Raw genomic sequence first — 26,669 nt, forward strand, 5'->3', positions numbered from 1 at the left:
TCAAGCGGCACGCGACACAGGCCATGCACCCACCGGGACCGAGAGGTCACAACCCTATCCGACAGGGCTGCAAAAGGGATGGTGGCCTAGTGAGCGAATACCAGTGCTACGAGCTACTCGCAGCCGGCCTGCCGTCCGAAACGCATCAACGGACGAGGTGCGGTCACCGTCCACTGCCAAGCAGTTCACAACGAGGACTACGACGATCACCGACCATTAGGCAGGCGTTCCGCGGCACCAACAGCGTGGGTTGAGAACGGACCATTTTAGGATCTTCGATCTTGAAACCGGTCTCAAAAAGAAGAAGCCCAGGTCGTTGACCTGGGCTTTTGCTCCCCCGACTGGACTCGAACCAGTAACCCTTCGGTTAACAGCCGAATGCTCTGCCAATTGAGCTACGGAGGAATATTTCGTTCTCATCAGCCTTCGTCGCGCTGACAAGAACTACTGTAGCCCATACTCTCAGGCCGCCTCACCGGGCCCCCCTGTTGTTGATCCAGGTGATGAACCCGCTGGTCAGCGACGGTGGGCCACGACGAAGATGCGGCGGAACGGGAACCAGGTCGTACCGTCGGGTCGTCGCGGGTACGCCGCCGCCAGGCGAGGGGCCAGCTCCGCGCGGAATTCCGCCCACTCCGCGTCGTCCAACGACGCCCGGACCGGGCGCAGCGCCGTGCCCGTGACCCACTCCAGCACCGGCTCGGCGCCGCTCAGCGCGTGGACGTACGTCGTCTCCCAGGCGTCCACCTCCGCGCCGAGGTCGGCGAGCACGTTCGCGTAGCCGATCGGGGACAGCACGGCGTCGGCTCGCAGCACCTCGCCAACCCGGTCTCGCCAGCGCGACTCCGCGACCAGTTCCCGGATCGCCACATAGGACGGCGATTCGAAGTTGCCCGGCACCTGGAAGGCGAACCACGCCCCGGCGGGCAGCTGGGGCAGCCAGCGCTGCAGCAGCTGCGGGTGCTCCGGCACCCATTGCAGGACCGCGTTGCACAGCACGACATCAGTGTCCGGCAACGGTTTCCAGTCCCGGACATCCTCGTGCCTCGCAGCCACCCCGCGGGCCTGGGCCGCCGCGACCATCTCCGGTGACACATCCGCGGCCTCGACCGCTGCCTCGGGCCACCGATCGGTCAGCAACGAGGTCAGGTTCCCCGCGCCGCAGCCGAGATCCACGACGCGGCGGGCCCCGGTCGCACCGACCCTGGCCATCAGGTCGTGGGCCGGGCGGTCACGCTGGTAACTGAACGACAGGTACTTCTGCGGGTCCCACACGTCCACACCTCCATAAACAGTACGTTCGTACTGTATATCCGGCGCTTCGGCGGCGTCGAGCGGAAATCAGTCCGGCTCCGGGCCTTTCGCCTCCCGCAGGCGCTCGGCGACGGTCGCGGCGAACTCGGCCACCGCCGCCTCGTCCGCGTCCCGGTCGGCCCGGACCTGCAGCACGATCCCGTCCTCGCCAGGCACCTTGCGCTGCACGAACCACGCTCCCCCGCCGGGCAGGTCTCGGTGGTGGCGGGAGCGGATGGACTGGTTGACGCGCTCGTGCACGACATCGGGCAGCCGCCCCGGTTCGGTCAGTTCGAGCCGACGCCCCGGCTGGTCGCGAAGCAGCACCGCTCCGCCCGCCGAACCGGCTTCCTCGGCCTCGATCACGGTGAGCGCGCCGTTCTTCCAGGTCGCCTTGCTGAGCAGGTGCCAGCCGAGGCGGCGACCTTCCGGCAACCACAACCCCAGGTGCGTGGCGACCAGCGCTCCGTCGGCCGTCTTCGCCACCGCCAGCACGTACTCCTCGGCTTCCAGCGAGCCGGGGAACTCCGCCGGCACCTCGGCCGTGCCGCTCAGCCGCGCGACCAACCGCCGCAGCCAGGCGATCACAGCGTCCCCATCGCCTGGTCCAGCAGAGCCTTGCGGTAGCCCTCCAACGCCACCATGTCGCCGAACAGCGCGTTGTACTCCTCGGCGTCTTCCAACGGCGACATCCGCTGCACCCTGGACTTGATGTCCGCGATCTGCCTACTTACCAGCCGCTCCTGCAACCGGGCGATCAAGGCCGCGACGTAGCGCGGGTCCTCCTCCGACTGGTTCTCCAACTGCTCCACCGAAAGCTCGGTGAGCAGGTGCCGCGCTACCTGGCTCTCGGAATGCTGCGACACCGCATCCACGAACGCCGCGCCGGACAGGCCGGACACGGTGCCTCCTGCTGCCAGCAGAGCCCGGTGCAGCTCGGCGTAAGCGGGCTCGGTGAACGCTTCCTCGGGCAGCGAATCGTACAGCGGGCCCGCCAGCGCAGGCACCTGCAGCGCCGCCTTCAACGCCTCCCGCTGCAGGAAGCGCGGGTCGTGGCGGGGCGGGCGCTTCGGCAGGTCGATCTCCATGCCCAGCGACTGCTGCGAGTGGTCCTGCCGCGGGCGGCGCCGCGACGAACGGGTGGGGGCGCCGGAGCTCTGCCGCACCCGGCGGACCACCTGGTTCTCGTCGTTCCAGCCCGCCCACCAGGCCAGCTTGGCGGCGTAGCCGTCCCGGCTGGCCGGGTCCTTGATCTGGGCGATCAGCGGCACCGTGCGCTTCAGCGCCGCGACCCGGCCATCGACGGAGTCCAGGTCGTACTCGGTGAGCAGGCTGCGAATGGCGAACTCGAACAGCGGCCGACGGCGGGCGACCAGGTCGCGCACCGCCGCGTCGCCCTTGGTCTCCCGCAGCTCGCACGGGTCCATACCATCTGGGGTGATCGCCACATAGGTCTGGCCGGCGAACTGCTGCTCGCCGTCGAACGCCTTCAGCGCCGCCTTCTGGCCGGCCTCGTCGCCGTCGAAGGTGAAGATGACCTCGCCGCGGAACGCGTCGTCGTCCATCATCAGGCGCCGCAGCACGGAGATGTGGTCGTCGCCGAACGCCGTACCGCAGGAGGCCACCGCCGTCGGCACTCCGGCCAGGTGCATCGCCATCACGTCGGTGTAGCCCTCGACCACCACCGCCTGGCGGCGCTTGGCGATTTCCCGCTTGGCCAGGTCGATACCGAAGAGCACCTGGGACTTGTTGAAGATCGGGGTGGCCGAGGTGTTGACGTACTTGGCCTCGATCGGGTCGTCGTCGAAGATCCGCCGCGCGCCGAATCCGACCACGTCGCTGCTGAGGTCCTTCAACGGCCACAGCAGGCGCCGGTGGAACCGGTCGATTGGGCCGCGGCGCCCCTCCTTGGACAGGCCACACTTGATCAGCTCGTCGAGCTCGAACCCCTTCATCAGCAGGATCTTGGTGAGCTTGTCCCAACCGGCCGGGGCGAAGCCGCAGCCGAAGCGCTCGGCCACCGCCTCGTCGAAACCGCGCTGCGCCAGGTATTCCCGGGCCTTCAGCGCTTCCGGTGAGCGGAGCTGCTCGGCGTAGAACTCGGCAGCGATGCGGTGCGCTTCAACCATCCGGGCGCGCGTGCCGCGGTCCCGCTTCGGCCCCGGGGTACCGCCCTCGTACTGCAGTTGGAGACCAACCCGGTCGGCCAGCCGCTCGACGGACTCGACGAAGCCGAGGTGCTCGATCTTCATCAGGAAGGCGATGACGTCGCCGCCCTCGCCACAGCCGAAGCAGTGGAAAGTGCCGTGGCTGGGTCGGACGTTGAACGACGGCGTCTTCTCGTCGTGGAACGGGCACAGACCCTTCTGCGCGCCGCCACCGGCGTTGCGCAGGGCGACGTATTCGCCGACCAGATCGTCGATCCGGTTGCGATCGCGCACTTCGGCGATGTCGCTTTCCCGGATCCTGCCTGCCACGCACCCAGTCTAGGGGCATTGTGATCGTCACGGTCGAGGTGGCTTGCCGGTGCGGCAGAATCGCGGCTGTGTCGGCCACGAACATCACCCTCGCCGAAGAATTCGACCAGCACCGCAACCGGTTGATCGGCATCGGCTACCGGCTCACCGGCCGCCTCGCCGACGCCGAGGACGCAGTCCAGGACTCCTGGCTGCGGCTGGCGGCGACCGACCGCGAGAGCATCCGCGACCTGGGCGGCTGGCTGACCACCGTGGTCAGCCGACTGTGCCTGGACCGGATGCGTTCGGCCGCCGTCCGACGCGAGCAGTACGTCGGGCCGTGGCTGCCGGAACCGCTGGTGACCTCTCTCGACGAGGATCCGGGCGACATCATCGCGGGCCGCGACGACCTGCGGATGGCCGCGCTGCGGGTGCTGCACGAACTGCCCCCGGACCAGCGGTTGGCGTTCGTGCTGCACGACGGGTTCGACGTGCCGTTCGCCGAGATCGCCGAGATGCTGAAATGCAGCGTCGCGGCGGCGCGGCAGTACGCGTCGCGGGCGCGGCGGGCAATGGCCGATGCGGAACCGCCGCAGCGTGTGCCGCTGCCCGAGCAGCAACGGGCGCTGGAGGACTTCCTCACCGCGGTGGCTTCCAAGGACATCGGCGCGATCACCCGGGTGCTGCACCCGGCGGCAGCGGTCTACGGCGACGGTGGCGGCAAGGCCCTCACCGCGCGCCGCCCGGTGGTGGGTGTCGACAAGGTCGCCCGGTTCATCGTTGGGCTCATGGAGAAGTACGGCGACGGGCTGGTCGAGAACATCCGGCCGGTGCTGGTCAACGGTGACCTGGGGGTCGTGTTCAGCGGCTCCGAGGACCGCAAGGCGGCACCCCGCGTGTTCAGCATGGCGGTGCGCGACGGCCGCCCGGCGCAGATCTTCGACATCGTCAACCCGGACAAACTCACCCGCGTCCCCTGGTGAGAACAGGGCCCCGCCTGTCCTGAACCCGTGAGCGCTGTTGGCAGCGGTAGCGCCTGTTTGGGCGTGATGGTTGAAGCGAATGGACCGTTCATGCCGCCTACGAATGGTGGACAGTCCGTTCGCTTCCATCGGTTGGCGAGGCGGAACGAGCCCGCTCCCGTCGCGATCGCCACCGAAACCTCGAGGCAGAACCGTTCTCCAGCTGCCCCTACAGCCCCAACGCGCTCACAGACTTCTACCTGCGGTTCTTAAGCAGGCCGCCGGCTCAGCTGGGGTCGGTGACTCGGGCCAGGAAGTAGAGGGCTCCGGTGGTCTTGTGGCGCACCAGGAATAGGAAGGGCCGGTCGATTTCGACGCGGATCGGGTCCGGCTCCCGGACGATCGCGGTCAGCCGCATCATCATCGCCGTCGCCGCTGCGCCTTCGAGGCCGCTCTCGTCAATTTCCAGCACCGATTGGTGCATGATCATCGAAACGCGCAGGGGCTGATCCGTCAGTGGCGAGAAGTCCGCTGCTGGGGTGAACAGCGCGCGCACCCCGAGCGCGCCGAGCGGGCTGCTCAGCTCGGCGTCCCCGGTGACGTCGAACTTCGGCAGGAACAGCTCCACCCGCTGCTGCTCGATGGCGGCAAGCAGACTGCCCAGCCGTGCCGCGTCGAGGTCTGGTTCGGACGTGGCCAGGTCGGCGTCCGGCAGCAGCACCACGGCCTCGACACCACCTGCTGCGGGCAGGCTGACAACCTGCCAACCTTCCGCTGCGGCGTAGCCGAGGCGGCGGGTGGCGTGCATGGTCTGAACTTCGCGGTCGCCAGCCGGGGCGTGGAACGGCCGCCGACCGGTGGCTTTCTCGTCGAAGGCCTCCCGCCACGAAACCTTCAGGTAAAGGGCGTTGACCAGGGCCGCGACCGTTTCCGGGTCGACCGAACCGGCGGGCAGCAGCTCGGGGATCAGCTGACGCGTCGTCTCCGCGACGTCCGCGTTGATCAGCTGCCGGGCCTCCTCCGGAGCCGCCCGGAATGGCGCGTTGCGCACCGCGCTGCCGGGCCAGTCCTCCAGCGTGGACAGGTAGGACCGCTCGACCGGGAGATCCGCGTGCGTCCACAGCGTGTTCGCCACCGCCAGGACGGGTGGCTCGGCGGCTCCACCGGCGGAGAGCTCGGCGGCGCCGCTGAGCAGTTTCAGCAGCCCGGCCGGGTCGTCCCGCAGCGCGGAGACCAGCTCGTCCCTGGTTTGACCGTTGGTCGCGGTCGCGGCTAGGCCGAGTGCGCTGGCCACCGAGTACGGCGACCAGCAGAACGGGGCGTCTGCCGGCGGAGCGAGCTGCCGGTGCAGGGACAGGCTGAAATCGAGGTGTTCGCTCACGGCCGCTGGGCTCCGTTCCGTGTCGGCTGGCTCGGGCTGATCCCGAGTCTGCCAGCCGAGCGGCCCATACCGCTCGCAACGGCGCTGGCGGATTCTCGCCCACCCGGGCACCGTGCAGGGCGAATGGTGTTGCGCCCGAAGTGGGGCGGGCGGCCATCCTCGCGCGAAATCGCCGCCCGGGAGCGCAGGCGTCGGCGTGAGCTCCCAGGCGCCGTTGCAACCGCACCGCCACGCGCAACGAGCTGGAACTGGCTCCTAGCGGATGGATTCCTCGATGTCGGAGAGGCCCATCAGGCGGAGCTCCTGGGCGATGTAGTCGGCCGCTTGCTGGGCCGCCGGGTCCTGCCATCGCAGGTCCCGGACCCAGTCGGCCAGGTTGTCGGTGTTCACGTACGGCTCGCCGCCGACGACGAGCTTCTGGATGTAGTGCCGGTTGCGCATCGGGGTCTCCTTGCGACCCGGGGCTTCGGGGCCGGGCCGCGGGCTGTCTCGACATCGGACAGCCGGACGGGGATCGGGGGCCGTGCTGTCGGCGGTCGGGACCCGCCGATTAACACTCTGAGTAAGGATTCTGCGGTAAAATACCAGATCAACTCTCCCCTTCGGATTAATGTCACATCGGATTCGCCACGTTCCGTACATGCTTTCGATGCCAGCCGATCGCCTGCGCGTCCGTCAACGACGAAACCTGGTCCAGCACGACGCGCAGCCGGGCCGCGTCGTTGCCCGCCCGGCGCCAGGCCGAGGCCATCGCCGGGTCCAGCGAATCCGGGGCCTGCTCAGACAACGCCCACACCAGCTCAGCCAGCAGCGCCCGCTGCCGCTCCTGCATCCGCAACCGCTGCGGATCGCTCATCACGTACCGCAGCGCGACGGCCTTGAGCACCGCGACCTCGGCCACCACCGGTTCGGGTACGACCAGCTCCGCGCGGTACCTGGTCAGCGGTCCGGGCCCGAAGCTGTCGGCCGTCCCGGTCACCGCCGCGGCCACGAACCGCCCGACCAGTTCGCTGGTGAGCCGCTTCAGCGCGACCTGCGCACGGAACGTGCCGTCGTAGTCCAGCACCGCGGCCACCACCGGCCACCGCACCAGCTCCGACGCCGCGTGTTCGAGCAGCCCGGCGGTATCCCCCGAACCGTCGCCCCAGAATTGCTTGGCCGCCATCCGGACGATCTCCGCCCGCTCATCGCCGCTGGTCAGCGAGCGCAGCGAGATCCGCCCCGACAGCACCCCGTCCTCAACGTCGTGCACCGAGTAGGCCACGTCGTCGGACCAGTCCATGATCTGGGCTTCCAGGCACCGGCGCGCCGGTGGCGCGGCTTCGCGCAGCCACTCGAACACCGCCAGGTCGTCCGAGTAGACCCCGAACTTGGCCTGGCCCGGGCGCTTCGGCCACGGGTACTTCGTCGCCGCGTCCAGGCACGCGCGGGTCAGGTTCAGGCCGCGGCCGACGTCACCTGATTCGGCCAACTTCGGCTCCAACCTGGTGAGGATGCGCAGGGTCTGCGCATTGCCCTCGAAACCGCCGCAGTCGCCGGCCAGGTCGTTTAGCGCCCGCTCGCCGTTGTGCCCGAACGGCGGGTGCCCGATGTCGTGCGCGAGCCCGGCGGTGTCCACCAGATCCGGATCGGCGCCCAACGCGGCGGCGATACCCCGCCCGATCTGCGCGACCTCCAGCGAATGGGTCAGCCGGGTGCGCGGCACATCGCCCTCTTCCGGGCCCACGACCTGTGTTTTCCCAGCCAACCGGCGCAACGCCGCCGAATGCAGCACTCGCGACCGGTCCCGCGCGAACGGACTCCGGTCGTCGGAACGGGCGCCGACGGGCACCGCGACCTTCGGCGGCTCGGGCAGCAGCCGCCGAAGGTCGTGCGCGTCGTAGCCGGGCATCGCGCCCGTCGGGTCTCCGGAGCTCATCGCGCTCAGATTACGGCTAGAACCCGACACATCGCCGCAGCGCAACGGGGCCTGTCGCAGCCGCGCCTCAGCCCAGCCCGTCGCCGGAGATCTCGGACGGGGCGTGCGTCAAGCGGTAGTACATGAGTGCGCCGGTTTCCCGGACGATGTATTTGAACTGGACCTCGCGGGTCTGCACCACAGGACCGGACCGGGCCGGGGACGCCCACGCCGTGAGCCCGAAATCGCTGGCCATCGTCCGCGCCCGCAGCGAATGCCAGGGGTCGCTCACGATCAGCGCACTCGTCCAACCGCGCTGCTGGGACAGCTCGGCGACGGCCTGGAGGCTGCCCAGCGTGTCGCTGCCGACATCGACGTCCACGATCTTCCCAGAGGGAACCCCGTTGCCCATCAACCACTTCTTGCCAGCCTGCGCCTCGGTGTAGGCGTCACCAGGCAACCGGCCGCCGACCGTGACGATGTACTTGGTCAGGCCGTCCTTGTAGAGCTTCAGGGCCTGGCCGAGCCTGGCGGCCAGCACGTCCGAGGGTTTGCCGTGGTATTGGGCGGCACCGAGCACGATCACGATGTCGACCGGCCGCCGGTCGTCGGCGCGGGCCACCTGCCACACGCGGAACGCGGTGCCGCCGATCACCAGCAGCACCACCAGTAGGGCACCGACCACCGCGCGCCCCAGCAGCCGACTGGCGGGTCGGCGCCGATGGGCGGCTCGATGAGGGCTCACGTTGGCATCCTCGCAGATCGTCGGGGACCGCCTACGCCGATCCGGGGCCGGCACCACCGGCGGTTCGACAGGTCCGGAAGCACCAGCCTTCTCAACCGCTCCCAGACGTCGGGCCGACGACGTCCGAGGACGCCGCCGGCCCGAACCCGGCGCACCAAGCTCAGCAGCCGAGCAGGCGGACCGCCAGGTACTCCTCCAACTTGTCGATCGCCACCCTCTCCTGGGACATGGTGTCGCGCTCGCGGACGGTGACCGCGTGGTCGGACAACGAGTCGAAGTCGACCGTTACGCAGAAGGGCGTGCCGATCTCGTCCTGCCGCCGGTAGCGGCGCCCGATCGCACCGGCGTCGTCGAAGTCGACGTTCCAGTTGCGGCGCAGCTGCGCTGCGATATCGCGGGCCTTCGGCGACAGCTCGGCGTTGCGCGACAACGGCAGCACCGCCACCTTCACCGGCGCCAACCGGCGGTCCAGCTTCAGCACGACGCGCTTGTCCACGCCGCCCTTGGCGTTCGGCGCCTCGTCCTCGTGGTAGGCGTCGATCAGGAATGCCATCATCGGCCGCCCCACGCCCGCGGCCGGCTCGATCACGTACGGCCGGTACCGGGAGTTGCTGGCCTGGTCGAAGTACGACAGGTCCACGCCCGAGTGATTCGAGTGCGTGGTGAGGTCGAAGTCGGTGCGGTTGGCGATGCCTTCCAGCTCACCCCACTCCTGGCCGCCGAACCGGAACCGGTACTCGATGTCGACGGTGCGCTTCGCGTAGTGCGAGAGCTTTTCCTTGGGGTGCTCGTAGGTGCGCAGGTTCTCCGGGGCGATGCCCAGGTCCGTGTACCAGCGGGTGCGTTCGTCGATCCAGTACTGGTGCCACTGCTCGTCCTCGCCGGGCTCAACGAAGAATTCCATCTCCATCTGCTCGAACTCGCGGGTCCGGAAGATGAAGTTGCCGGGCGTGATCTCGTTGCGGAACGACTTGCCGACCTGACCGATGCCAAACGGCGGCTTCTTACGCGCGGTGGTCATCACGTTCGCGAAGTTGACGAAGATGCCCTGCGCGGTCTCCGGCCGCAGGTAATGCATCCCCTCCTCGCTTTCCACCGGGCCGAGGAAGGTCTTGAGCATCATGTTGAACTCGCGCGGGTCGGTGTACTGGCCGCGGGTTCCGCAGTTCGGGCACGGGACGTCGGAGAGGTCGTCCTCGGCGATCTCCTTGCCGGTGCGCTCGGCGTACTCCTCCGCGAGCTGGTCGGCGCGGAAGCGGTGGTGGCAGGAGGTGCACTCCACTAGCGGGTCGTGGAACGCGGTGACGTGCCCGGAGGCCTCCCAGACCGGACGGGGCAGGATCACCGACGAGTCCAGGCCGACGACGTCGTCGCGGCCCTGCACCATCGACTTCCACCACTGGCGCTTGATGTTGTCCTTTAGCTCGACGCCGAGCGGTCCGTAGTCCCAGGCCGACCGCGTACCACCGTAGATTTCGCCGGACGGGTAGACGAAACCACGGCGCTTGCAGAGATTGACGATCGTGTCGATCTGGTCGGCGGGCACGTTCACTCCGGAATCATCACTGGATGTACGTCGAACCAGCTGGTCGGGCTGGAGTTTCCCAGCGTACCGATCCCGGACCGGGTGACGTTCGCCCGGGCTGGCCATCGGGTGGCGCGAAGCCATCGACCGGGCGTGCGGTATTGATGTGACAGGTCAGGTGGGACGTACCCGTAGGATGGGGTGCGTGCAGCGTCCCCGCCCGCAGGCCGCCGTTCGGGCGGTGCGCGGCCGACGCAACCGCAGTCAGGCGAACCCGCGTCGAGGCTCGCCGGAAAGGAAACGATGCCCGCCGTCAGCCCGGATTCCGAGCCGGCCCGGTCGACTGCGGGCCCCGCCCTGGACAGCACCGCCGACCACGTGCACTCGCCAGAGCGCGCAGCGCGCCCCGTCCCACTGCGGGACCAGCGGATCCTGGTCGAGGCCGGAGAGCTGCTGCGGGCGCTGGCCGCACCGGTGCGCATCGCGATCGTCCTGCAGTTGCGGGAGGCGGAACGCTGCGTGCACGAGCTGGTCGACGCGCTCGGCGTCGCCCAGCCGCTGATCAGCCAGCACCTGCGGGTGCTGAAATCCGCCGGGGTCGTTTACGGCGAGCGGCACGGCCGGGAGGTCGTCTACCGGCTCGTGGACGAGCACCTGGCGCATATCGTGGTGGATGCCGCCGCGCACGCGGAGGAGATCTCCGGCACCCGGTCGCGCGGTCCGGCACCACGTCCCATCGCATCCCAACAGGAGACGGAGACAGCGTGACCACCGGCGAGGGTCCCACGGTCGGCGTACCGGGACTGCGGGCCACCAAGCAGCGAGCGGCTGTGTCGAACCTGCTTGACCAGGTCGATGACTTCCGCTCCGCCCAGGAACTGCACGAGGAGCTGCGGCGGCAGGGCGAGGGCATCGGCCTGACCACGGTGTACCGCACGCTGCAAACCCTGGCCGACGCGGGCGAGGTCGACGTGCTGCGCACCCCTTCCGGCGAGGCGGTGTACCGGCGGTGCTCCAGCCACCACCACCATCACCTGGTGTGCCGGCACTGCGGCCGGACCGTGGAGGTGGCCGACCCACCGGTGGAGAACTGGGCCGAGCGGATCGGCCAGGAACACGGCTTCTCCGACGTCAGCCACACGGTGGAGATCATCGGCACTTGCCCGGACTGCACCGCCCGGGGCTTCTGATGTTTGGGATCCCAGACTCGATCTTGCGTCGCGGCGCCGGTAGCGCAACCTCGGACGCCTTCTCGACTCCGAGACCCCTGACTTGTGCATGACCGCAGCATCGGGGCCGTCCTCGTGAGAAGACCCGCGGCGGTGCGAGCCACGAGGGTGGGGTAAGCGGCTGCGCCGCTTCAAAACAACGACCAGACCACCAGCTCGGATGGCCTACGAGGAAGGGCCCTGCTGGTTAATTTCGGCGCGGTGTGGGGCTGTTTGGGAAGGTGCGGGCGTGAAGCGGACGGACCGTTCGTGTCGTCTACCGAAGCGAATAGGCCGTCCACCGCACACCGGTTGGCGAGGCAGAACCACTTCCGCGGTGAAACCAGCCCCTCGCGGAATTAGCCAGCAGGGTCTACGAGACATGGCCTGGTCAGTATTCGTAGGTGTCTTGCGGGGGCGGGATCGGGCGGATCAGCGTCGTCTCCAGCGTCGGGACGTAGTCGTTGGCTTCCGTGGCCGTTCCCGGTCGCAGCTTGCCCGTCACCTCGATCCAGGTGTCCGCCGGGAGCTCCGCCGCTTGCGCGGCGGCCGCGAGGTCGACCTTCACCGGGGCCGCGTCCGCGGCGCAGCAACTGATGCGCATCTTCGCGAGCTGCGTCGTTGCCGGTGTCGGATGCACGACGAAGCCCTGGAGGCGCACCTCCCGGCCGTTCAGCGCCCCGCTGTCGTCCCAGATGACGCGGGTGACGAACTCCGACATGCTCAGCAGCGGTGCCTGTTCGGGCGGCAGGCTCGGAAACAGGGATTCCTTCGGCGCAGCCGGCGCCACCATCCGGTCGCGGGTCACCGAGTCGGAGCCGAGAGCGGGCGGGGCGATCAGGAAGATCGCGAACACCGGCAGCAGCAGCATCCAGGGACTCCGCGAGTTGTGCTCGTGCAGCCCGGGCCGACCGTCCCGGACGTCGCGGACGATCGCGAACGCCGACAGCGCGATCACGACCATCCCCGCGACTACCAGCCACGGGAACAGGGTGGGCTTGACGTAGCGGAGGTAGCTGCCGCCCAAAGCGATCTTGAGCAGCGCGCCGCCCAACAGCAACAGCAGCAGGTTCTGCGTTTCCCGGCGCATCACGAACCTCCCAGCAGCAGGGTGCCGACGGCGACCGCGCAGCCGATGGCGACCACGAATGTGGCGGGTGCGAACCGGGCGGCGAAGCGGCGGCCGAAGGCACCGGACTGCAGTGCGATCAGCTTGAGGTCCACGGCAGGCCCGACGACCAGGAACACCAGCTTCGGGATCAACGGCAGGCCCGGCATCGAAGCCACCACGAACGCGTCGGCCTCGCTGCACAGCGCCAGGACCACCGCGAGCACCGCCATGACCAGCACACCCACCACCAGCTGACCGCCGAGCGACTCCAGCCAGGCCGCGGGCACGAGGACGTTGAACACTGCGGACGTCAGGCCGCCGAGCACCAGGAACCCGCCCGCCTCGACCAGATCGTGCCGAGCGGACTCGGCTAACACCACCCACCGGCTGCCGGATCCGCGGTGCCCCTCGACCCGCTGCAGCGCCCGCTCGGCAAGCCATTCCACCTTGCCGCGCCGGGCCCAGAGCCAGCCCATCACGCACGCCGTCAGCAGTGACCCGACAAACCGCGCCACCACCATCAGCGGCTCGTCCGGGAAGGCGACCGCAGTGGATACCAGGACGATCGGATTCACCGCCGGAGCGGCCAGCAGGAAGGCGAGCGCCGCGGCCGGTGCGACGCCCTGCTGCATCAACCGCCGCGCCACCGGTACCGAAGCGCACTCGCAGCCGGGCAAGGCCACGCCCGCGACACCAGCCACCGGCACCGCGGCGGCGGGGTTGGCGGGCAGCAACCGCCGCAGCGCCTCCGGCGGGACGAACGCCGCGATCAACCCGCTGATCAGCACGCCGAGCACCAGGAACGGCATGGCTTGCACGCAGACGGCGACGAACACCGTCGAGCCGGTGCGGAGCGCGGGGACGTCGAGCAGTGCGCTCAGCTGCTGCTGGAACAGCGCCGCAACGACCAGCAGGCCGCAGAGCACCTCCAACGAGGTGATGATGGGGCGCCGCGTGCGCGGCGGGTCGGCGATCTCGATCACCGGGCCATCGTGCCAGTTCGAACTGATAATCGTTCGCACTAGGGGGCGAAACCACCCCCGCGAATCCCGGCACCGACACCATCGCCCCTGCTCAAGCGGCGTGCTTGCCGCCGGACCGACACGCCGACGCGTCCCTCGGCTCCGCGACGACCCGCAATTTTAATGGGAATCGAAGACCCGATGCCCATTAAAATTGCGGCCCAACCCCGGTCCGTGGGCTAGTTGGTGGTGCCCTCGGATTCGGTCAGCAGCTCGGTGCGCAGTTGGGACGCCGTCGCGACTACCAGCATCAGCAGGGTGCCCAGCGGCGTCGCCGCCATCCCCTCCGCCGGGAAGGCGTAGCGCAGGGTCACGTCCATGCCGCGCTCGGTGCGGACCACCCCGAGCGTGCCGAACAGTCCCTGGCCCGCGCGTTCCGCGACAGACTGCGCGAGCTCGTCGGTGGGCGGCAGGTCCCAGGCGACCACGCAGGTCAGGCTCAGCACCGTCAGCCCCTCGGCGAGCTGCATCGCTTGCACTGCGCACGGTACGTCGGAGTGTCGGAAGGTGAGCGCGCCGTCGTCGTCGACGTGCACGTCGTGGTAGTTCTCCAGCGCTTCCTTCGCTGAGGTCAACAACCGGGCGGTGGCTGCGGCTTCCTGGGTCATCAATTGCCCTCCCGGGCGACATCGGCGGGCGCACCGGCCGCCGCCCTATCGATGGCTGCGCCGAACCGCCGGTCCCGGCGCGCGTACACCTCGCACGCGTTCCACAGGTGCCGGCGGTCCACGTCGGGGAACAGGGTGTCCTGGAAGACGAGCTCCGCGTAGGCGGACTGCCAGAGCATGAAGTTCGAGGTTCGCTGCTCACCTGACGGCCGGATGAACAGGTCCACGTCCGGCATCTCCGGCTGGTACAGGTAGCGGGCGACGGTGCGCTCGTCCACCCGGTCCGGGTTGATCTGGCCCGCCGCCGCCAACTTGGCGATCTCTCGCGCGGCATCGCCGATCTCGGCCCGGCCGCCGTAGTTGACGCACATGGTCAGGTTCATGACCTCGTTGTGCTGGGTGCGGACCTCCGCGGCCTGCAGCTCGTTCACCACGCTGCGCCACAGCCGCGGCTTGCGGCCCGCCCAGCGCACCCGCACGCCCATCTCGTCGAGTTCGTCGACGCGTCGCCGGATCACATCGCGGTTGAACCCCATCAGGAACCGGACCTCGTCCGGGCTGCGCTTCCAGTTCTCGGTGGAGAAGGCGTACAGCGACAGCCACTTGACGCCTATCTCGATCGCGCCCCTGGCCAGCTCCAGCACGACCGCCTCGCCGCGCTTGTGCCCCTCGATGCGCGGCAGCCCGCGCTCGTTGGCCCAGCGACCGTTGCCGTCCATCACGATAGCGACGTGCTTGGGCACGAATTCCGGTGGCAACGCCGGCGGCTTCGCGCCGGAGGCGTGCGATTCCGGCGTCCGCACGGTCAGGTCGTCCTTGCCCCGCCCACGGCGTCGCAACATAACTGGGTTCTCCTTCGGACTGCTGGGCGTGCGTGCTCATTGTCCTCGCCCCGGTCGGTCATCGGTTCAGCGCCCGTCGTCGGCGGCGGCGACCAGCGCGGCATCGGCCGCGCGCTCCTGGATCAGCTCCGGCACCGTCCGCTCGACCAGCGGCAACGACCGCAACTGCCGTTCCATGTGCCACTGCAGGTGCGCCGCGATCAGGCCGCTGGCCTCCCTGCGGACCGAGTTCGAGGCGGTCTCCGCGGACGGCCAGTCACCGTGCAGCAGGCATTCCATCAGCGGCAAGGTTTGCACCGAGGGCCGCACCGAACCGGCCGGCCGGCACCGGACGCACACCGCGCCGCCGGCCTGCACGTTGAACGCGGCGTGCGGGCCCACTTCACCGCAGCGCGCGCACTCGGCGAGCGCCGGCGCCCAGCCCGCGAAGGACATCGCGCGGAGCAAGAAGGCGTCCAGCACCTGCGAGGGATCACGTTCCCGCCCGGCCAGCGCACGCAGCGCGCCGATGGCGAGCAGGTAGAGCCGCAACACCGGCTCGCCTTCCTCGGCGGCCAGCCGGTCGACGGTCTCCAGCACGGCGCAAGCCGCGGTGTAGCGCTGGTAGTCATCGACGATGTGCACGCCGAACGCGTCCACGGTCTGCACCTGGGTGATCACGTCGAGCGTACGACCGGTGTAGAGCTGCACGTCGACGTGGCAGAACGGCTCGACCCGCGCGCCGAAGCGCGACGTCGTCCGGCGCACGCCTTTGGCAACAGCCCTGACTTTCCCGTACCGCCGGGTGAGCAGGGTTATGATCCGGTCTGCCTCGCCCAGCTTCTGCACCCGCAGCACGACCGCGGTATCCCGGTAGAGGCTCACCTCCCCATCGTCGCACCTTCGTGCGGGTTCCCCGCCGCGAAGGCGGAGATTCGAGGGATCCGGCTCGCGTCCTGGAACGTCCCAGGTGTGCCGTCAATCGCTGAGAGGAAGAGATGACCTACCCGCACGACCCGCAGAACCCGTACCAGCAGCAGGTACCGATCGTCGTCGGGCCGGGTTATCCGATGATGCCGCGCAACAACGGCATGGCCATCGCCTCGATGTGCGTTTCGCTGGCGGCGATCTTCACCTGCTACGGCGCGATCCTCATCGGGCCGGTCGGTGCGATCCTGGGCCACGTCTCAATGCGCGAGATCAATCGGAATCCGCAGGCCTACACCAACCGCGCCATGGCGCTGACGGGCATCATCGTCGGGTGGGTCGTGCCCGCGCTCTGGGTGCTGTTCATCACCTTCATGATCCTGGCCGCGACCGGTGTACTCGGCAGCGGTCTGCAGAGCTCGTTCGATGACTAGACGTAGAGCGCTGTGAACGGCGGGAACGGCAGGTTCCTGATCACTGCCCAGACGGCGATCAGGACCAGCCCCACCATCGGGGACCAACGCCACTGCTCCCAGGTCGGGATGCGCCGCCCCTGCCAGCGGCCCAGCACCCAAGCGCCCCAGGTCCACAGGAAGAACGGGATGAACGCGATCAGCGCCGCGTTGTAGTGCAGCGCCGACGACACGTCACCGTGCAGCAGGCTGTAGAACATGCGCGTCGCGCCGCAGCCGGGGCAGTCGAGCCCGGTCAGCCACTTGACCGGGCACGGCGGCAGCGGGAAACCCGCGTCGGACGTCGGATCGGCGGCCAGCACAACACCGGCCGCCGCGCAGCCGACGAGCACCGTCGCCACCGGGAACAGCATGGCGCGCAGCCGCGTCGCGGTCATCGCGTCGTTGCTACCAGACTGCCGATGAGGACGGCGTACACGATGAAGAAGACGACGTAGGCGAGGATCAGCAGTCCGTAGGCGCTGGCACCCACGATGATGCCGATCTTGCCCCACTTCTTGGCTTCGTCCGCGGCCAGCTGAGCCTGGCCGAACTGGCCCTGGGCCCACAACGAGTTGACCGCCAGCGATTTGATCAGCGCCGGGATCCCGAAGGGCCAGCACACGAGGATGCCGCCGATGGCCCACCCCAGGTTGTTGTTCACGGGCACCGGGGCGTATCCAAACTGCGCCGCGTAGGGTCCCGGCCCCGGCTGAGGCGGCGGCGGTGGCGTTGGCGGCTGCTGCGCCGGCAGGCCGGGGAGGTCGGACGGTTCGGTCATGGCCTCACCTGGGGACTCGAGCATGCCGTTGCGGCCAGCGCCCGGCCGGCCGCAACCACACGATTTTGATCAGTCGGACTCAGTAGGAGGAGGAGCTCACCGAGGCGGCGATGATCACGAAGAAGATCACGTAGATCAGGATGATCAGGACCCACCAGGCGGCACCGGCGATGATCCCGATCTTGCCCCACTTCTTGGCGTCGTCCGCGGCCGCCTGGGCCTGCGCGTACTGGCCTTGGGCCCACAGGTTCTGCACCGAGGTGGCCTTGATCAGGGACGGGATCGCGAAGGGCCAGCACAGGAAGATCGAACCGATGCCCCAGCCGATGTTGTTGTTCGGCGGCGCACCACCCATGCCGGGCTGCGGCGCGTAGGGGTTCGCCTGACCGTACGGGTCGGGCTGACCGTAGGGCTGCTGCGGCATCGGGCCCGACGGCGGACCGTATCCGCCCGGCTGCTGGCCGTACGGCTGCTGCGGGTTGGGCCCCGAGGGCGGGCCGCCATAGGGATTAGTCACGATTTTTCCTTTTAATGGTCAACAAGAGAAGCCGGTGCGTCCTTGCCGTGCGCAAAGACCGGGCAGCAACGTACCTGAGACGCGCACGCATTTTGGCCGGTTCCCGGGAATCCGCCGCGAAGTTGTGATCAGAACCCCAGTTTGCGCAGCTGCTTCGGGTCGCGTTGCCAATCCTTGGCGACTTTCACGTGAAGATCGAGGTAGATCTTGGTGCCCAGCAGCGCCTGGATGTGCTTGCGCGCCTGGGTGCCGACGGCACGCAGCCGCTCCCCGCCGCGGCCGATGACGATCGACTTCTGGCTGGAGCGCTCGACGTAGAGCACCGCGTGCACGTCGATCAGGTCGTCGCGGTCTTCGCGGGGGATCATCTCCTCGATGGTCACGGCCAGCGAGTGCGGCAGTTCGTCACGCACCCCCTCCAGCGCCGCCTCCCGGATCAGCTCGGCGATGAGCGTCGTCTCCGGTTCGTCGGTCAGCTCGCCGTCCGGGTAGAGCTGCGGACCCTCCGGCAGCTTTCCGACCAGCAGATCGGCCAGCACGTCCACCTGGAAGGAGTCCACTGCGGACACCGGCACCAGGTCGGCGAACTCCATCACCTGCTGCAGGTCGAGCAACTGCTGCGCCACCTGGTCCTTGCCGACCAGGTCCGTCTTGGTGACGATGCCCAGCACTGGGGTGCGGCGCGCCACCTTCTTGAGCTGCTCGGCGATGAACCGGTCCCCTGGGCCCACCTTCTGGTCGGCGGGCACGCACAACCCCACCACGTCCACTTCGGACCACGTCTCGTAAACCAGGTCGTTGAGCCGCCGCCCGAGGAGCGTGCGTGGCCGGTGCAGGCCGGGGGTGTCCACGATGATCAGCTGCGCGTCGGGGCGGTGCACGATGCCGCGGATGGCGTGCCGGGTGGTCTGCGGCTTGCTCGAGGTGATCGCCACCTTCGAGCCGACCAGGCGGTTCGTCAGCGTCGACTTCCCCGCGTTGGGGCGGCCGACGAAGCAGGCGAATCCGGAGCGGTGCACATCTGCGGAGCTGGTCACCGCACCATTGTGACCGGCCCGCCCTGGCCGCAGCACAGTGGGCATCCGACCCGGGTACCTGAAACCGGGAAGGCACCCGGTGGCGCAAGTTCGATGAAAATCAGAGGTCCGATTTCCAATTGAAATTGCGGAAGTTGTCGACCGTCTTCGGCGTGTCGGGGAACGACACGCCGAAGGCGGTCGCGCGACCCGGGGCTGGGTTACGCCTGGATAACGCCTGCGACGGTGCCCGTGGCGTCCGCGCGGAGGATCGTCACGGTGCTGGTGAGGTCGCGGACCGCAGCCGCGGAGTCGGCGTCGATGGAGTCGGCGTCGGTGACGACCGCAGCCGCCTCCAGCCCCTCGGCGCCGCTGGCGACCGCAGCCGCCACCGCCGCCTGCAGGGCCGTCAGCCGCAGGGACGGGAGGGCGACCGTGCACGCCGCGTAGGTCCGGCCGTCGGTGTCGCGCACCGCTGCTCCCTCGGCCGCTCCGGTGCGGGCCCGGGACGACCGCGCGAGCGTGACGATCTTGCCGTCCTCCGGGTCGATCTCCTGCGGGGCCACCGATTCGACGTGCTCAGCCACGGGCGTTGCTTCCCTCCTGGTCGGCACCGCGAAGCGGTGCTTGATCTGCGTTCACCGGCCGGACGAGCAGCGCGTTGATGCGAATCCGCCCGCGGTGGTCCTTGCCGCCCTCGGCACGCAGCCGCAGCCCGGCGATCTCCGTCTCCGCCCCGGGCAGCGGCACCCGGCCGAGGCGCTGCGCCAGCAGCCCTCCGACCGTCTCCACGTCGGAGTCGTCGAGCCCCACGCCGAACAGCTCGCCGAGGTCTTCGACCGGCAGCCGCGAACTGACCCGGATGGTGCCGTCGTCGAGCCGCTCGACTGGGCGGTGCTCCTCCAGGTCGGACTCGTCGGTGATCTCGCCGACGATCTCCTCGATGATGTCCTCGATGGTCAGCAGCCCGGCGGTACCGCCGTACTCGTCGACCGCGATGGCCAGGTGGCTGCGGGACAGCTGCATCTCGCCGAGCAGCTCGTCCAACCGCTTGGTGTCCGGCACGAAGCTCGCCGGGCGCATCAGCTCCGCCACCGCCGGACCGGCCTCGTCGCGGGCGTCCAGCACGGCGCGGGTCAGGTCTTTGAGGGTCACCACACCGACGATGTCGTCGACGCTCTCGCCGATCACCGGGACGCGGGAGAACCCGGAGCGCAAGCACAGCGCCAGCGCCTGCCGGGCGGACTTGGTCTGTTCGATCCAGATGATCTCGGTGCGCGGCACCATCACCTCGCGGGCGAGGGTGTCGCCGAGCTCGAAGACTGAGTGGATCATCTCCCGCTCGCCCGCAGCCACCACGCCGCGCTCGCCGGCGAGGTCGACCAGTTCGCGCAGCTCCACCTCGGTGGAGAACGGGCCCTCCCGGAAGCCCTTGCCGGGGGTGATCATGTTCCCGATCAGGATCAGCAGCCTCGTCAGCGGGTTGAGCAGCCTGGCCAGCACCCGCACCGGCGCGGCCACCTTGAGCCCGATGCCGTAGGGGTGCTGCCGACCGAGGGTGCGCGGGCCGACGCCGACCAGCACGTAGGACGCCACCAGCATGATCAGCCCTGCGATCACCACCGCCCAGGCCTCGGAGTTGGCCATCCGGATGGCGACCACGGTGACCAGCACCGTGGCGCCCATCTCGCACGCAAGCCGCAGCAACAGCAGCAGGTTGACGTGCCGGGGCCGGTCCGCGAGCAGCTGCGCGAGCTGCTTGGCGCCGCCGCGCCCCTCGCGGACCAGCTCGTCGACGCGGGCCCGGGAAGCCACGGCGATGGCGGACTCGGAGGCCGCGAAGACCCCGGCCGCCAGCACCAGCAGCACCACGATGATCAGGAACGCAGTGGAACCGGTCACGGCCACCGCCGACTCCCCTAGTTGGTGGCGGCCGGGCCGCCCTGCGGCGGCTCCGGCTCGTCCAGCCCGACGGCACCCAGCACCCTGGCGTCCGCGCTGCGCTGCGCGGCCACCCGCTCGGCCTCGTCGCGGGCTTCGCGGTACTCGGCAAGGATGCGGTTCTGCAGGCCGAACATCTCCCGCTCCTCCTCCGGCTCGGCGTGGTCGTAGCCGAGCAGGTGGAGCACGCCGTGCACGGTGAGCAGGTGCAACTCGTCCAGCAGGCTGTGCCCGGCCTTGCGGGCCTGGTCCTTGGCGAACGCCGGGCAGAGCACGATGTCGCCCAGCAGCGCCGGTCCGGAGCCGGCGGAGTCGGGACGGCGGGCCGAGTCGTATTCGTCCATCGGGAACGACATCACGTCGGTGGGACCGGGCAGGTCCATCCACCGCTCGTGCAGGTCGGCCATCACGTCGAGCTCCACCAGCACGATGGACAGCTCCGCGAGCTGGCTGACGCTCATTTTGTCCAGCGCGAAGCGGGCGACCGAGACGATGGTCGCCTCGGGCACTTCGACGCCGGATTCGTTGGCGATCTCGATGCTCATGCGCGTCCCCGTCGATGCCCGTTTCGCCGATCCGACCGGTCCTGGTGGTCGGCGTCCTCCAGAGCGTGCCAGCGGTCGTAGGCGTTGACGATGTCGGTGACCAGCCGGTGCCGCACCACGTCGTGGCTGTCCAGCAGGGCGAAGTGCACGTCGTCGACGCCGTCCAGGATCTGCTGCACGATCTTCAGACCGCTGCGCTGCCCGCCGGGCAGGTCGATCTGCGTGACGTCCCCGGTCACCACGATCTTGGAGCCGAAGCCCAGCCTGGTCAGGAACATCTTCATCTGCTCGGGCGTGGTGTTCTGCGCCTCGTCGAGGATGATGAACGCGTCGTTGAGGGTGCGTCCGCGCATGTAAGCCAGCGGCGCGATCTCGATCGTGCCCGCCTGCGTCAGCCGCGGCACCGATTCCGGGTCGACCATGTCGTGCAGCGCGTCGTACAGCGGCCGCAGGTAGGGGTCGATCTTCTCGTAGAGGGTGCCCGGCAGGAACCCGAGCCGCTCGCCCGCCTCGACGGCGGGGCGGGTGAGGATGATCCGGTTGACCTGCTTGGCCTGCAGCGCCTGTACCGCCTTGGCCATCGCAAGGTACGTCTTGCCGGTACCGGCGGGGCCGATGCCGAACACCACGGTGTGGTGGTCGATGGCGTCGACGTAGCGCTTCTGGTTGAGGGTCTTGGGGCGGATCGTCCGGCCGCGCCGGGACACGATGTCGAGGCTGAGCACGTCGGCCGGCGACTCGTTGTGGTCGGCCGAGAGCATCGCGACGCTGCGGCGGACGATGTCCGGCGTGAGCGGGCTGCCCTTGGCGATCAGCGCTATCAGCTCGGCGAACAGCCGTTCGGCGAACGCGACCTCTGCGGGATCCCCGGACAGCGTCACCTCGTTGCCCCGGACATGGACATCGGCGGTGAGCAAATCCTCCACGACCCGGAGGTTCTCGTCCCTGGATCCGACCAGCGTCAGCACGACGTTGTCGGGAACGGTCACCTTCGACTGCGCTGTTGCCTGCTGCGCTGCGGTCTGGGGGTGCTCTCCGGACTGGGCGGCGGCTCCACCCGCTGCAATACCGGCCACGTGTGTTCGGGCCTGCTTTCTGCGCGTTCGCGCGGGTTGTTCGGTCAGTTCTCCCTGGCGTCGATGGTAGTCCACCCGGCAATCAGATTGCCGCCGTCACCGCCACCTCGTCGATGCCGAGATCAGCCCTTGAGCGGGCCGCCGGTTAGTCCACCGAGCGGTTCGCCGCCGAGCAGGTGCAGGTGCACGTGGAAGATCGTCTGCCCGGCGTCGGCGTTGGTGTTGAACAGCAGCCGGTAACCCGATTCGGCGATGCCTTCCTGCTCGGCGATCTCGCGGGCGACGGTGATCAGCTCTGCCAGCAGTTCCGGGTCGGCGGCGGCGAGCTCGCCGACGTTGCGGTATCGCTTCTTCGGCACGACGAGCACGTGGGTCGGGGCCTGGGGGTTTATGTCGCGGATCGCGATGACCCGGTCGTTCTCGCGCACCACGTCGGCCGGGACCTCGCGCGCGATGATCCGCAGGAACAGGGAGTCCATGTCGCTCATGCCCGGAAGATTAGAGGTTTCACGGTTCATCTTGCGAAGCGGTGCGGGTAGCGCAATCGCAGACGCCGCCTGGACTCCGGGATCTCCGACTCGATGCGGCTCGATCACCGCAAGCCGGTCGCATGCCCGGCACGCTGCGCCGCAATCGGGTCTGGGGGTTGTCCCGTTTGCGGCGCAGCTCTCGCCGGACCGAGGGGGGAGGTGTCCGACGAGTGCTGGGGTCCGATGCCCCGTGCGGCACCGGTTGCGGCGAAACCCCGCCGCGATCTTTCGCAAACCGAGCGTATCGCTGAATCAGCCGTTCGCGCTACGGATCGACCGAAGTATTTGATCTTCTTAGCGGTATGTGACCACCTTGCGCGTAACTGCGCCGATTTCGAATGAGATCACCAGTCACCCAGTCGTGAGATCGGGTCGTTCAGGCCCAGCGGTCGGTGCGAACGCCGAGGGCGCCGAGGGCGACCGCGGCGGCTGTCGAGGCGCGCAGGACGGTCGGGCCCAGGCGGACGACGTTCGCCCCCGCTTCGACCAGCGCCGCGAGCTCATCGCTGGTCACGCCGCCCTCCGGGCCGACGACCAGGACGAGTTCGCCGGTCGCGGGCAGATCCACCGACGACAGCGGCGTGGTCGCCGATTCGTGCAGCACCAGCGCCGCGTCGGCACCGCGGACCAGCGCCGCCAGCTGCTTGGTGCTCACCGGCTCGTCCACCGGCGGCGTCCACGCCCGCCGCGCCTGCTTCGCCGCCTGAGCGGCCGTGCTCCGCCACCGCGCCAGCGCCTTCGCGCCGCGGGGGCCGTCGTCCCACTTCGCCACGCACCGGGCGGCGCGCCACGGCACCACCGCGTCCACGCCCGCCTCGGTCGCCAGCTCCACCGCGAGCTCCCCGCGGTCGCCCTTGACCAGCGCCTGCGCCAGGCGCACCCGCAGTCCGGGCTGCGGGACGTGCCAGGTCTCCGAGACGGCGAGCTGCAGCGAATCCTTCGCAGCGGCCGCCACTTCACAGCGCGCCAAACCACCCAGCCCGTCCGAGAGCAGCAGCTGCTCGCCGACGCGCAGGCGGCGGACGGTGGCCGCGTGCTTGCCCTCCGGGCCGTTCAGGGTGGCCGCGCCGACAGCGGGCAGCCGCTCGACGGAGAACACCGGCAGCGAGGATTCGGACATGTCCCGCCTTACCGTTCAGTCTGTTCTTCGCATGCCGCGGTAGCCGCATGCGGTGCGGGACTCAATCGGCACCGTCGCGAGTTCAAAGGTGTCCGCCCCTCTGGGGTTCTCCCAGCGAGGACACCCCGACGTGCTGAATCGGCATTCATGAGTCGGGGATCCCGCAGCGAGAAGGCCTCCGAGGTTCCGCTGCCCGCACCGCCGCGCAAACCACTTTGAAACACTCTTTTAGTTCAGCGGTGGCCGAAGGAACGGAAGCGCGAGAACAGCCCGTGCCGGTTGCCGTTGCCGTTGGCGGTCACCGTCGGTTCCGGCTGCTCCTCGCCGCGCAGTGCGGCGAGCTGGCGCAGCAGGTCGGACTGCGAGTCGTCGAGCCGAGTCGGCACCACGACGTCGAGGTGCACGTACAGGTCGCCGTGGCCGTTGACCTTGCCGTTGGACCGCAGCTTGGGCAGGCCCCGACCGGTGAGCACGTGCTCGGTGCCGGGCTGAGTGCCGGGCTCGACCGTCAGCTCCTCCTGGCCGCCGTCGAGGGTTTCCAGGACGAGCATGGTGCCCAGCGCCGCGGCCGTCATCGGCAGCTCGACGGTGCAGTGCAGGTCCGCGCCGTCGCGGGTGAACCGCTCGTGTAGAAGCTCCTCGACCTCGACGAACAGGTCACCGGCCGGCCCCCCGCCGGGCCCGACCTCGCCTTCGCCGGCCAGCCGCACCCGCATTCCGTCGCCGACACCGGCCGGGATCTTGACGGTGATGGTGCGCCGCGCGCGGACCCGGCCGTCGCCGCCGCACTGCTGGCACGGATCGGTGATGACCTCGCCGAAACCGCGGCAGACCGGGCACGGCCGGGACGTCATGACCTGCCCCAGGAACGACCGCTGCACGGACTGCACCTCGCCGCGTCCACCGCAGGTGTCGCAGGTCGACGGGGCGCTGCCGACGCGGGATCCGCCCCCATCGCAAGAGTCGCAGAGCACCGCGGTGTCGACGGTGATGTCCCGGTTCACGCCGCTGGCGCACTCCTCCAGCGTCAGCTCTAGCCGGAGCAACGCGTCGGAGCCCGGCTGGACGCGGCTACGCGGGCCCCGCCCGCCGCCGCTGGCGCCGCCGCCGCCGAAGAAGGCGTCCATGATGTCGCCCAGACCGCCGAAGCCCGCGAACGGGTCGCCCATGCCACCGCCGGCGCCGCCGCCGTTGGACAGCGGGTCGCCGCCGAGGTCGACCACCTGCCGCTTCTTCGGGTCGGAGAGCACCTCGTAGGCGGTCGTCACCTCGCGAAACCGCTCCTGCGCGGCCTCATCGGGGTTGACGTCCGGGTGCAGTTCTCGTGCGAGCTTGCGGTACGCCCGCTTGATCTGCTCGGGTGTCGCTTCCCTGGCCACCCCGAGGGTCGCGTAGTAGTCCCTGGCCACCTTCTCCGTACTTTCTCTGCTCGATCAACGAGTACACGCCGGTCGGGCGCGGTGAACCGTCACCGACCGACCAGGATTTCACTCACGTACGCGGCTACGGCCCGCACAGCCGCCATGGTGCCTGGGTAGTCCATGCGAGTCGGCCCGACAACTCCCAGGCCACCCAGTACCATGCCATCCGAACCGTATCCGGTGGAAATCACCGAGGTCGTCTGCATCTCCTTGGCTTCGTTCTCCATCCCGATGCTGACCCGCACGGTGCCCGAATCGCGAGCCGCCGCGAGCAGCTTGAGCACCACGACCTGCTCTTCGAGCGCCTCCATGACCTGGCGCAGCGAGTTGGGGAAGTCGGCGACGTTGCGGGTCAGATTGGGCGTACCGCCCAGCAGCATCCGCTCCTCCGGGTGCTCCACCAGCGACTCGATGAGCACGCTGCACACCCGGATCAGCGAGTCGCGCAGCTCCGCCGGAGCCTGGTCGGGCAGCTCGGCCACCGCGGCGGAGGCGTCGGCGAGCCGCTTCTCGGCCATCGACGCGTTGAGCACGTTGCGCAGCCGGGCCACGTCGTCGTCGGTGATCACGTCGCCGAGGTCGACCATCCGCTGGTCGACGCGCCCGGTGTTGGTGATCAGCACCAGCATCAGCCGCGCCGGGGTGATGGTGACGACCTCGACGTGCCGGACGGTCGATCGGGTCAGCGTGGGGTACTGCACCACGGCGACCTGCTGGGTGAGCTGCGCCAGCAGCCGGACGCTGCGGCGCATCACGTCGTCCAGGTCCAGCGCCCCTTCGAGGAACTTGTGGATGGCGCGACGCTCGGCCTCGGTCAGCGGCTTGACCTCGTGCAGCCGGTCCACGAACAGCCGGTAGCCCTTGTCGGTGGGCACCCGGCCGGCGCTGGTGTGCGGCTGGACGATGAAGCCGTCCTCCTCCAGGGCGGCCATGTCGTTGCGGACCGTGGCACTGGACACCCCGAGGTTGTGGCGGTCGACGAGCGCCTTCGAACCCACCGGCTCCTTGGTCGACACGTAGTCGGCCACGATCGCCCGCAGCACCTCGAAACGGCGTTCATCCGCGTTCACCACCGCCACCTCCTTCACCTCCAGCGGCCCCCGCTCAGGCTCGATCCCAGGCACAGCCCGGGTACCACCATCGAGTTTACGGTGTTCGTGCACCGGAGCCGAGGCGCACGGGCGGGCGGCGGTAGCCTGCCGCGGGGCCGACGGCCGGTACATCGAGCGGAGCAGATCGGTTCCGGCGGCGGTAGCCGCAGGCGGACCAACTGCGGCGTGCAACACGTTCCGCCGTTCGCCAGGAGGTGCCAGC

29 protein-coding genes and 1 tRNA gene are annotated in these 26,669 nt (G+C 69.3%); 4 read left to right on the forward strand and 26 right to left on the reverse strand.

The window, feature by feature from the left end; all coding sequences use genetic code 11:
• Positions 1-332: 332 nt before the first annotated feature.
• From ACWDKQ_RS15040 to dnaG, 4 genes are all read right to left on the reverse strand, one after another.
• Positions 333-405 (reverse strand) — tRNA-Asn (locus ACWDKQ_RS15040).
• A 111-nt stretch (positions 406-516) separates the two neighbouring features.
• Positions 517-1,275 carry a trans-aconitate 2-methyltransferase gene (locus ACWDKQ_RS15045; protein ID WP_450139329.1) on the reverse strand — a complete coding sequence of 253 codons (759 nt, stop codon included), beginning with the start codon at positions 1,273-1,275 and terminating at the stop codon, positions 517-519.
• Positions 1,276-1,341: 66 nt separating this feature from the next.
• The gene (locus ACWDKQ_RS15050) at positions 1,342-1,881 is read right to left on the reverse strand and encodes a hypothetical protein (RefSeq protein ID WP_450139330.1); all 540 of its coding nucleotides are present in this window, start codon (positions 1,879-1,881) and stop codon (positions 1,342-1,344) included.
• Complete coding sequence (gene dnaG / locus ACWDKQ_RS15055; protein WP_450139331.1) at positions 1,878-3,770, reverse strand: DNA primase; 1,893 nt, start codon at positions 3,768-3,770, stop codon at positions 1,878-1,880. The genes ACWDKQ_RS15050 and dnaG overlap by 4 nt, the downstream gene beginning before the upstream one ends.
• Before the next feature lie 68 nt (positions 3,771-3,838).
• Here dnaG and ACWDKQ_RS15060 point away from each other — a divergent pair, with 68 nt between their 5' ends.
• Positions 3,839-4,732 (forward strand): sigma-70 family RNA polymerase sigma factor, encoded by an 894-nt coding sequence (locus ACWDKQ_RS15060; protein ID WP_450139332.1) that lies wholly within the window; start codon positions 3,839-3,841, stop codon positions 4,730-4,732.
• Between the two features lie 265 nt (positions 4,733-4,997).
• Here ACWDKQ_RS15060 and ACWDKQ_RS15065 read toward each other — a convergent pair whose 3' ends face one another.
• The 5 genes from ACWDKQ_RS15065 to ACWDKQ_RS15085 all read right to left on the reverse strand — a co-directional run bounded on the left by ACWDKQ_RS15065 (position 4,998) and on the right by ACWDKQ_RS15085 (position 10,280).
• Entirely contained in the window at positions 4,998-6,092 is a 1,095-nt protein-coding gene (locus ACWDKQ_RS15065) for a serpin family protein (RefSeq protein ID WP_450139333.1), read from the reverse strand.
• 255 nt (positions 6,093-6,347) lie between these two features.
• Positions 6,348-6,533 carry a hypothetical protein gene (locus ACWDKQ_RS15070; RefSeq protein ID WP_450139334.1) on the reverse strand — a complete coding sequence of 62 codons (186 nt, stop codon included), beginning with the start codon at positions 6,531-6,533 and terminating at the stop codon, positions 6,348-6,350.
• 172 nt (positions 6,534-6,705) lie between these two features.
• The gene (locus ACWDKQ_RS15075) at positions 6,706-8,010 is read right to left on the reverse strand and encodes a deoxyguanosinetriphosphate triphosphohydrolase (RefSeq protein ID WP_450139335.1); all 1,305 of its coding nucleotides are present in this window, start codon (positions 8,008-8,010) and stop codon (positions 6,706-6,708) included.
• Positions 8,011-8,077: 67 nt separating this feature from the next.
• The gene (locus ACWDKQ_RS15080) at positions 8,078-8,734 is read right to left on the reverse strand and encodes a YdcF family protein (protein WP_450139336.1); all 657 of its coding nucleotides are present in this window, start codon (positions 8,732-8,734) and stop codon (positions 8,078-8,080) included.
• A gap of 160 nt (positions 8,735-8,894) precedes the next feature.
• Positions 8,895-10,280 carry a glycine--tRNA ligase gene (locus tag ACWDKQ_RS15085; RefSeq protein WP_450139337.1) on the reverse strand — a complete coding sequence of 462 codons (1,386 nt, stop codon included), beginning with the start codon at positions 10,278-10,280 and terminating at the stop codon, positions 8,895-8,897.
• A 282-nt stretch (positions 10,281-10,562) separates the two neighbouring features.
• Between ACWDKQ_RS15085 and ACWDKQ_RS15090 the strand changes: the two genes are divergently transcribed.
• Together ACWDKQ_RS15090 and ACWDKQ_RS15095 are read left to right on the forward strand one after the other, a co-directional pair.
• Entirely contained in the window at positions 10,563-11,027 is a 465-nt protein-coding gene (locus ACWDKQ_RS15090) for an ArsR/SmtB family transcription factor (RefSeq protein WP_450139338.1), read from the forward strand.
• On the forward strand, positions 11,024-11,449 hold the full coding sequence (locus ACWDKQ_RS15095) for a Fur family transcriptional regulator (RefSeq protein WP_450139339.1): 426 nt from the start codon (positions 11,024-11,026) through the stop codon (positions 11,447-11,449). Before ACWDKQ_RS15090 ends, ACWDKQ_RS15095 begins: the two co-directional genes overlap by 4 nt.
• Before the next feature lie 409 nt (positions 11,450-11,858).
• Here the strand turns inward: ACWDKQ_RS15095 and ACWDKQ_RS15100 are convergent, their stop codons facing one another.
• The 5 genes from ACWDKQ_RS15100 to recO form a co-directional block, all read right to left on the reverse strand.
• A complete protein-coding gene (locus ACWDKQ_RS15100) occupies positions 11,859-12,557 on the reverse strand; it encodes a TIGR03943 family putative permease subunit (RefSeq protein WP_450139340.1) in 699 nt (232 codons plus the stop codon).
• Positions 12,557-13,561: a permease gene (locus ACWDKQ_RS15105; RefSeq protein WP_450139341.1), complete on the reverse strand. Its 1,005-nt coding sequence runs from the start codon at positions 13,559-13,561 to the stop codon at positions 12,557-12,559. Before ACWDKQ_RS15105 ends, ACWDKQ_RS15100 begins: the two co-directional genes overlap by 1 nt.
• 218 nt (positions 13,562-13,779) lie before the next feature.
• Entirely contained in the window at positions 13,780-14,208 is a 429-nt protein-coding gene (locus ACWDKQ_RS15110; protein ID WP_450139342.1) for a hypothetical protein, read from the reverse strand.
• The gene (locus ACWDKQ_RS15115) at positions 14,208-15,050 is read right to left on the reverse strand and encodes an isoprenyl transferase (protein ID WP_450139343.1); all 843 of its coding nucleotides are present in this window, start codon (positions 15,048-15,050) and stop codon (positions 14,208-14,210) included. The genes ACWDKQ_RS15110 and ACWDKQ_RS15115 overlap by 1 nt, the downstream gene beginning before the upstream one ends.
• A 66-nt stretch (positions 15,051-15,116) precedes the next feature.
• Positions 15,117-15,914 (reverse strand): DNA repair protein RecO, encoded by a 798-nt coding sequence (gene recO / locus ACWDKQ_RS15120; protein WP_450139344.1) that lies wholly within the window; start codon positions 15,912-15,914, stop codon positions 15,117-15,119.
• Between the two features lie 113 nt (positions 15,915-16,027).
• Between recO and ACWDKQ_RS15125 the strand changes: the two genes are divergently transcribed.
• Positions 16,028-16,390, forward strand: a complete 363-nt coding sequence (locus ACWDKQ_RS15125) for a DUF4190 domain-containing protein (RefSeq protein ID WP_450139345.1) — start codon at positions 16,028-16,030, stop codon at positions 16,388-16,390.
• On the opposite strand, the gene ACWDKQ_RS15130 is transcribed toward ACWDKQ_RS15125, so the two are convergent.
• The 12 genes from ACWDKQ_RS15130 to hrcA all read right to left on the reverse strand — a co-directional run bounded on the left by ACWDKQ_RS15130 (position 16,387) and on the right by hrcA (position 26,428).
• Positions 16,387-16,806, reverse strand: coding sequence for a DUF2752 domain-containing protein (locus ACWDKQ_RS15130; protein ID WP_450139346.1), 420 nt, complete (start codon positions 16,804-16,806; stop codon positions 16,387-16,389). The two genes, ACWDKQ_RS15125 and ACWDKQ_RS15130, sit on opposite strands and share 4 nt — an antisense overlap.
• Positions 16,803-17,189 carry a CD225/dispanin family protein gene (locus tag ACWDKQ_RS15135; RefSeq protein ID WP_450139347.1) on the reverse strand — a complete coding sequence of 129 codons (387 nt, stop codon included), beginning with the start codon at positions 17,187-17,189 and terminating at the stop codon, positions 16,803-16,805. The genes ACWDKQ_RS15130 and ACWDKQ_RS15135 overlap by 4 nt, the downstream gene beginning before the upstream one ends.
• 79 nt (positions 17,190-17,268) lie before the next feature.
• Positions 17,269-17,706 carry a CD225/dispanin family protein gene (locus tag ACWDKQ_RS15140; protein WP_450139348.1) on the reverse strand — a complete coding sequence of 146 codons (438 nt, stop codon included), beginning with the start codon at positions 17,704-17,706 and terminating at the stop codon, positions 17,269-17,271.
• A gap of 128 nt (positions 17,707-17,834) precedes the next feature.
• The gene (era, locus tag ACWDKQ_RS15145; protein ID WP_450139349.1) at positions 17,835-18,788 is read right to left on the reverse strand and encodes a GTPase Era; all 954 of its coding nucleotides are present in this window, start codon (positions 18,786-18,788) and stop codon (positions 17,835-17,837) included.
• Positions 18,789-18,943: 155 nt separating this feature from the next.
• Positions 18,944-19,309, reverse strand: a complete 366-nt coding sequence (locus tag ACWDKQ_RS15150; RefSeq protein WP_450139350.1) for a cytidine deaminase — start codon at positions 19,307-19,309, stop codon at positions 18,944-18,946.
• A complete protein-coding gene (locus tag ACWDKQ_RS15155; RefSeq protein ID WP_450139379.1) occupies positions 19,302-20,624 on the reverse strand; it encodes a hemolysin family protein in 1,323 nt (440 codons plus the stop codon). The genes ACWDKQ_RS15150 and ACWDKQ_RS15155 overlap by 8 nt, the downstream gene beginning before the upstream one ends.
• 17 nt (positions 20,625-20,641) lie before the next feature.
• Positions 20,642-21,208 (reverse strand): rRNA maturation RNase YbeY, encoded by a 567-nt coding sequence (gene ybeY / locus ACWDKQ_RS15160; RefSeq protein WP_450139351.1) that lies wholly within the window; start codon positions 21,206-21,208, stop codon positions 20,642-20,644.
• On the reverse strand, positions 21,205-22,284 hold the full coding sequence (locus ACWDKQ_RS15165; protein ID WP_450139352.1) for a PhoH family protein: 1,080 nt from the start codon (positions 22,282-22,284) through the stop codon (positions 21,205-21,207). The genes ybeY and ACWDKQ_RS15165 overlap by 4 nt, the downstream gene beginning before the upstream one ends.
• A 122-nt stretch (positions 22,285-22,406) precedes the next feature.
• Entirely contained in the window at positions 22,407-22,772 is a 366-nt protein-coding gene (locus tag ACWDKQ_RS15170) for a histidine triad nucleotide-binding protein (RefSeq protein WP_450139353.1), read from the reverse strand.
• 418 nt (positions 22,773-23,190) lie between these two features.
• Positions 23,191-23,934: a 16S rRNA (uracil(1498)-N(3))-methyltransferase gene (locus ACWDKQ_RS15175; RefSeq protein ID WP_450139354.1), complete on the reverse strand. Its 744-nt coding sequence runs from the start codon at positions 23,932-23,934 to the stop codon at positions 23,191-23,193.
• A 233-nt stretch (positions 23,935-24,167) separates the two neighbouring features.
• Positions 24,168-25,343 carry a molecular chaperone DnaJ gene (dnaJ, locus tag ACWDKQ_RS15180; protein WP_450139355.1) on the reverse strand — a complete coding sequence of 392 codons (1,176 nt, stop codon included), beginning with the start codon at positions 25,341-25,343 and terminating at the stop codon, positions 24,168-24,170.
• A gap of 59 nt (positions 25,344-25,402) precedes the next feature.
• Entirely contained in the window at positions 25,403-26,428 is a 1,026-nt protein-coding gene (gene hrcA / locus ACWDKQ_RS15185; protein ID WP_450139380.1) for a heat-inducible transcriptional repressor HrcA, read from the reverse strand.
• Between the last annotated feature and the right edge of the window lie 241 nt (positions 26,429-26,669).

It is taken from the genome of Saccharopolyspora sp. NPDC000995 (genome assembly GCF_053599315.1).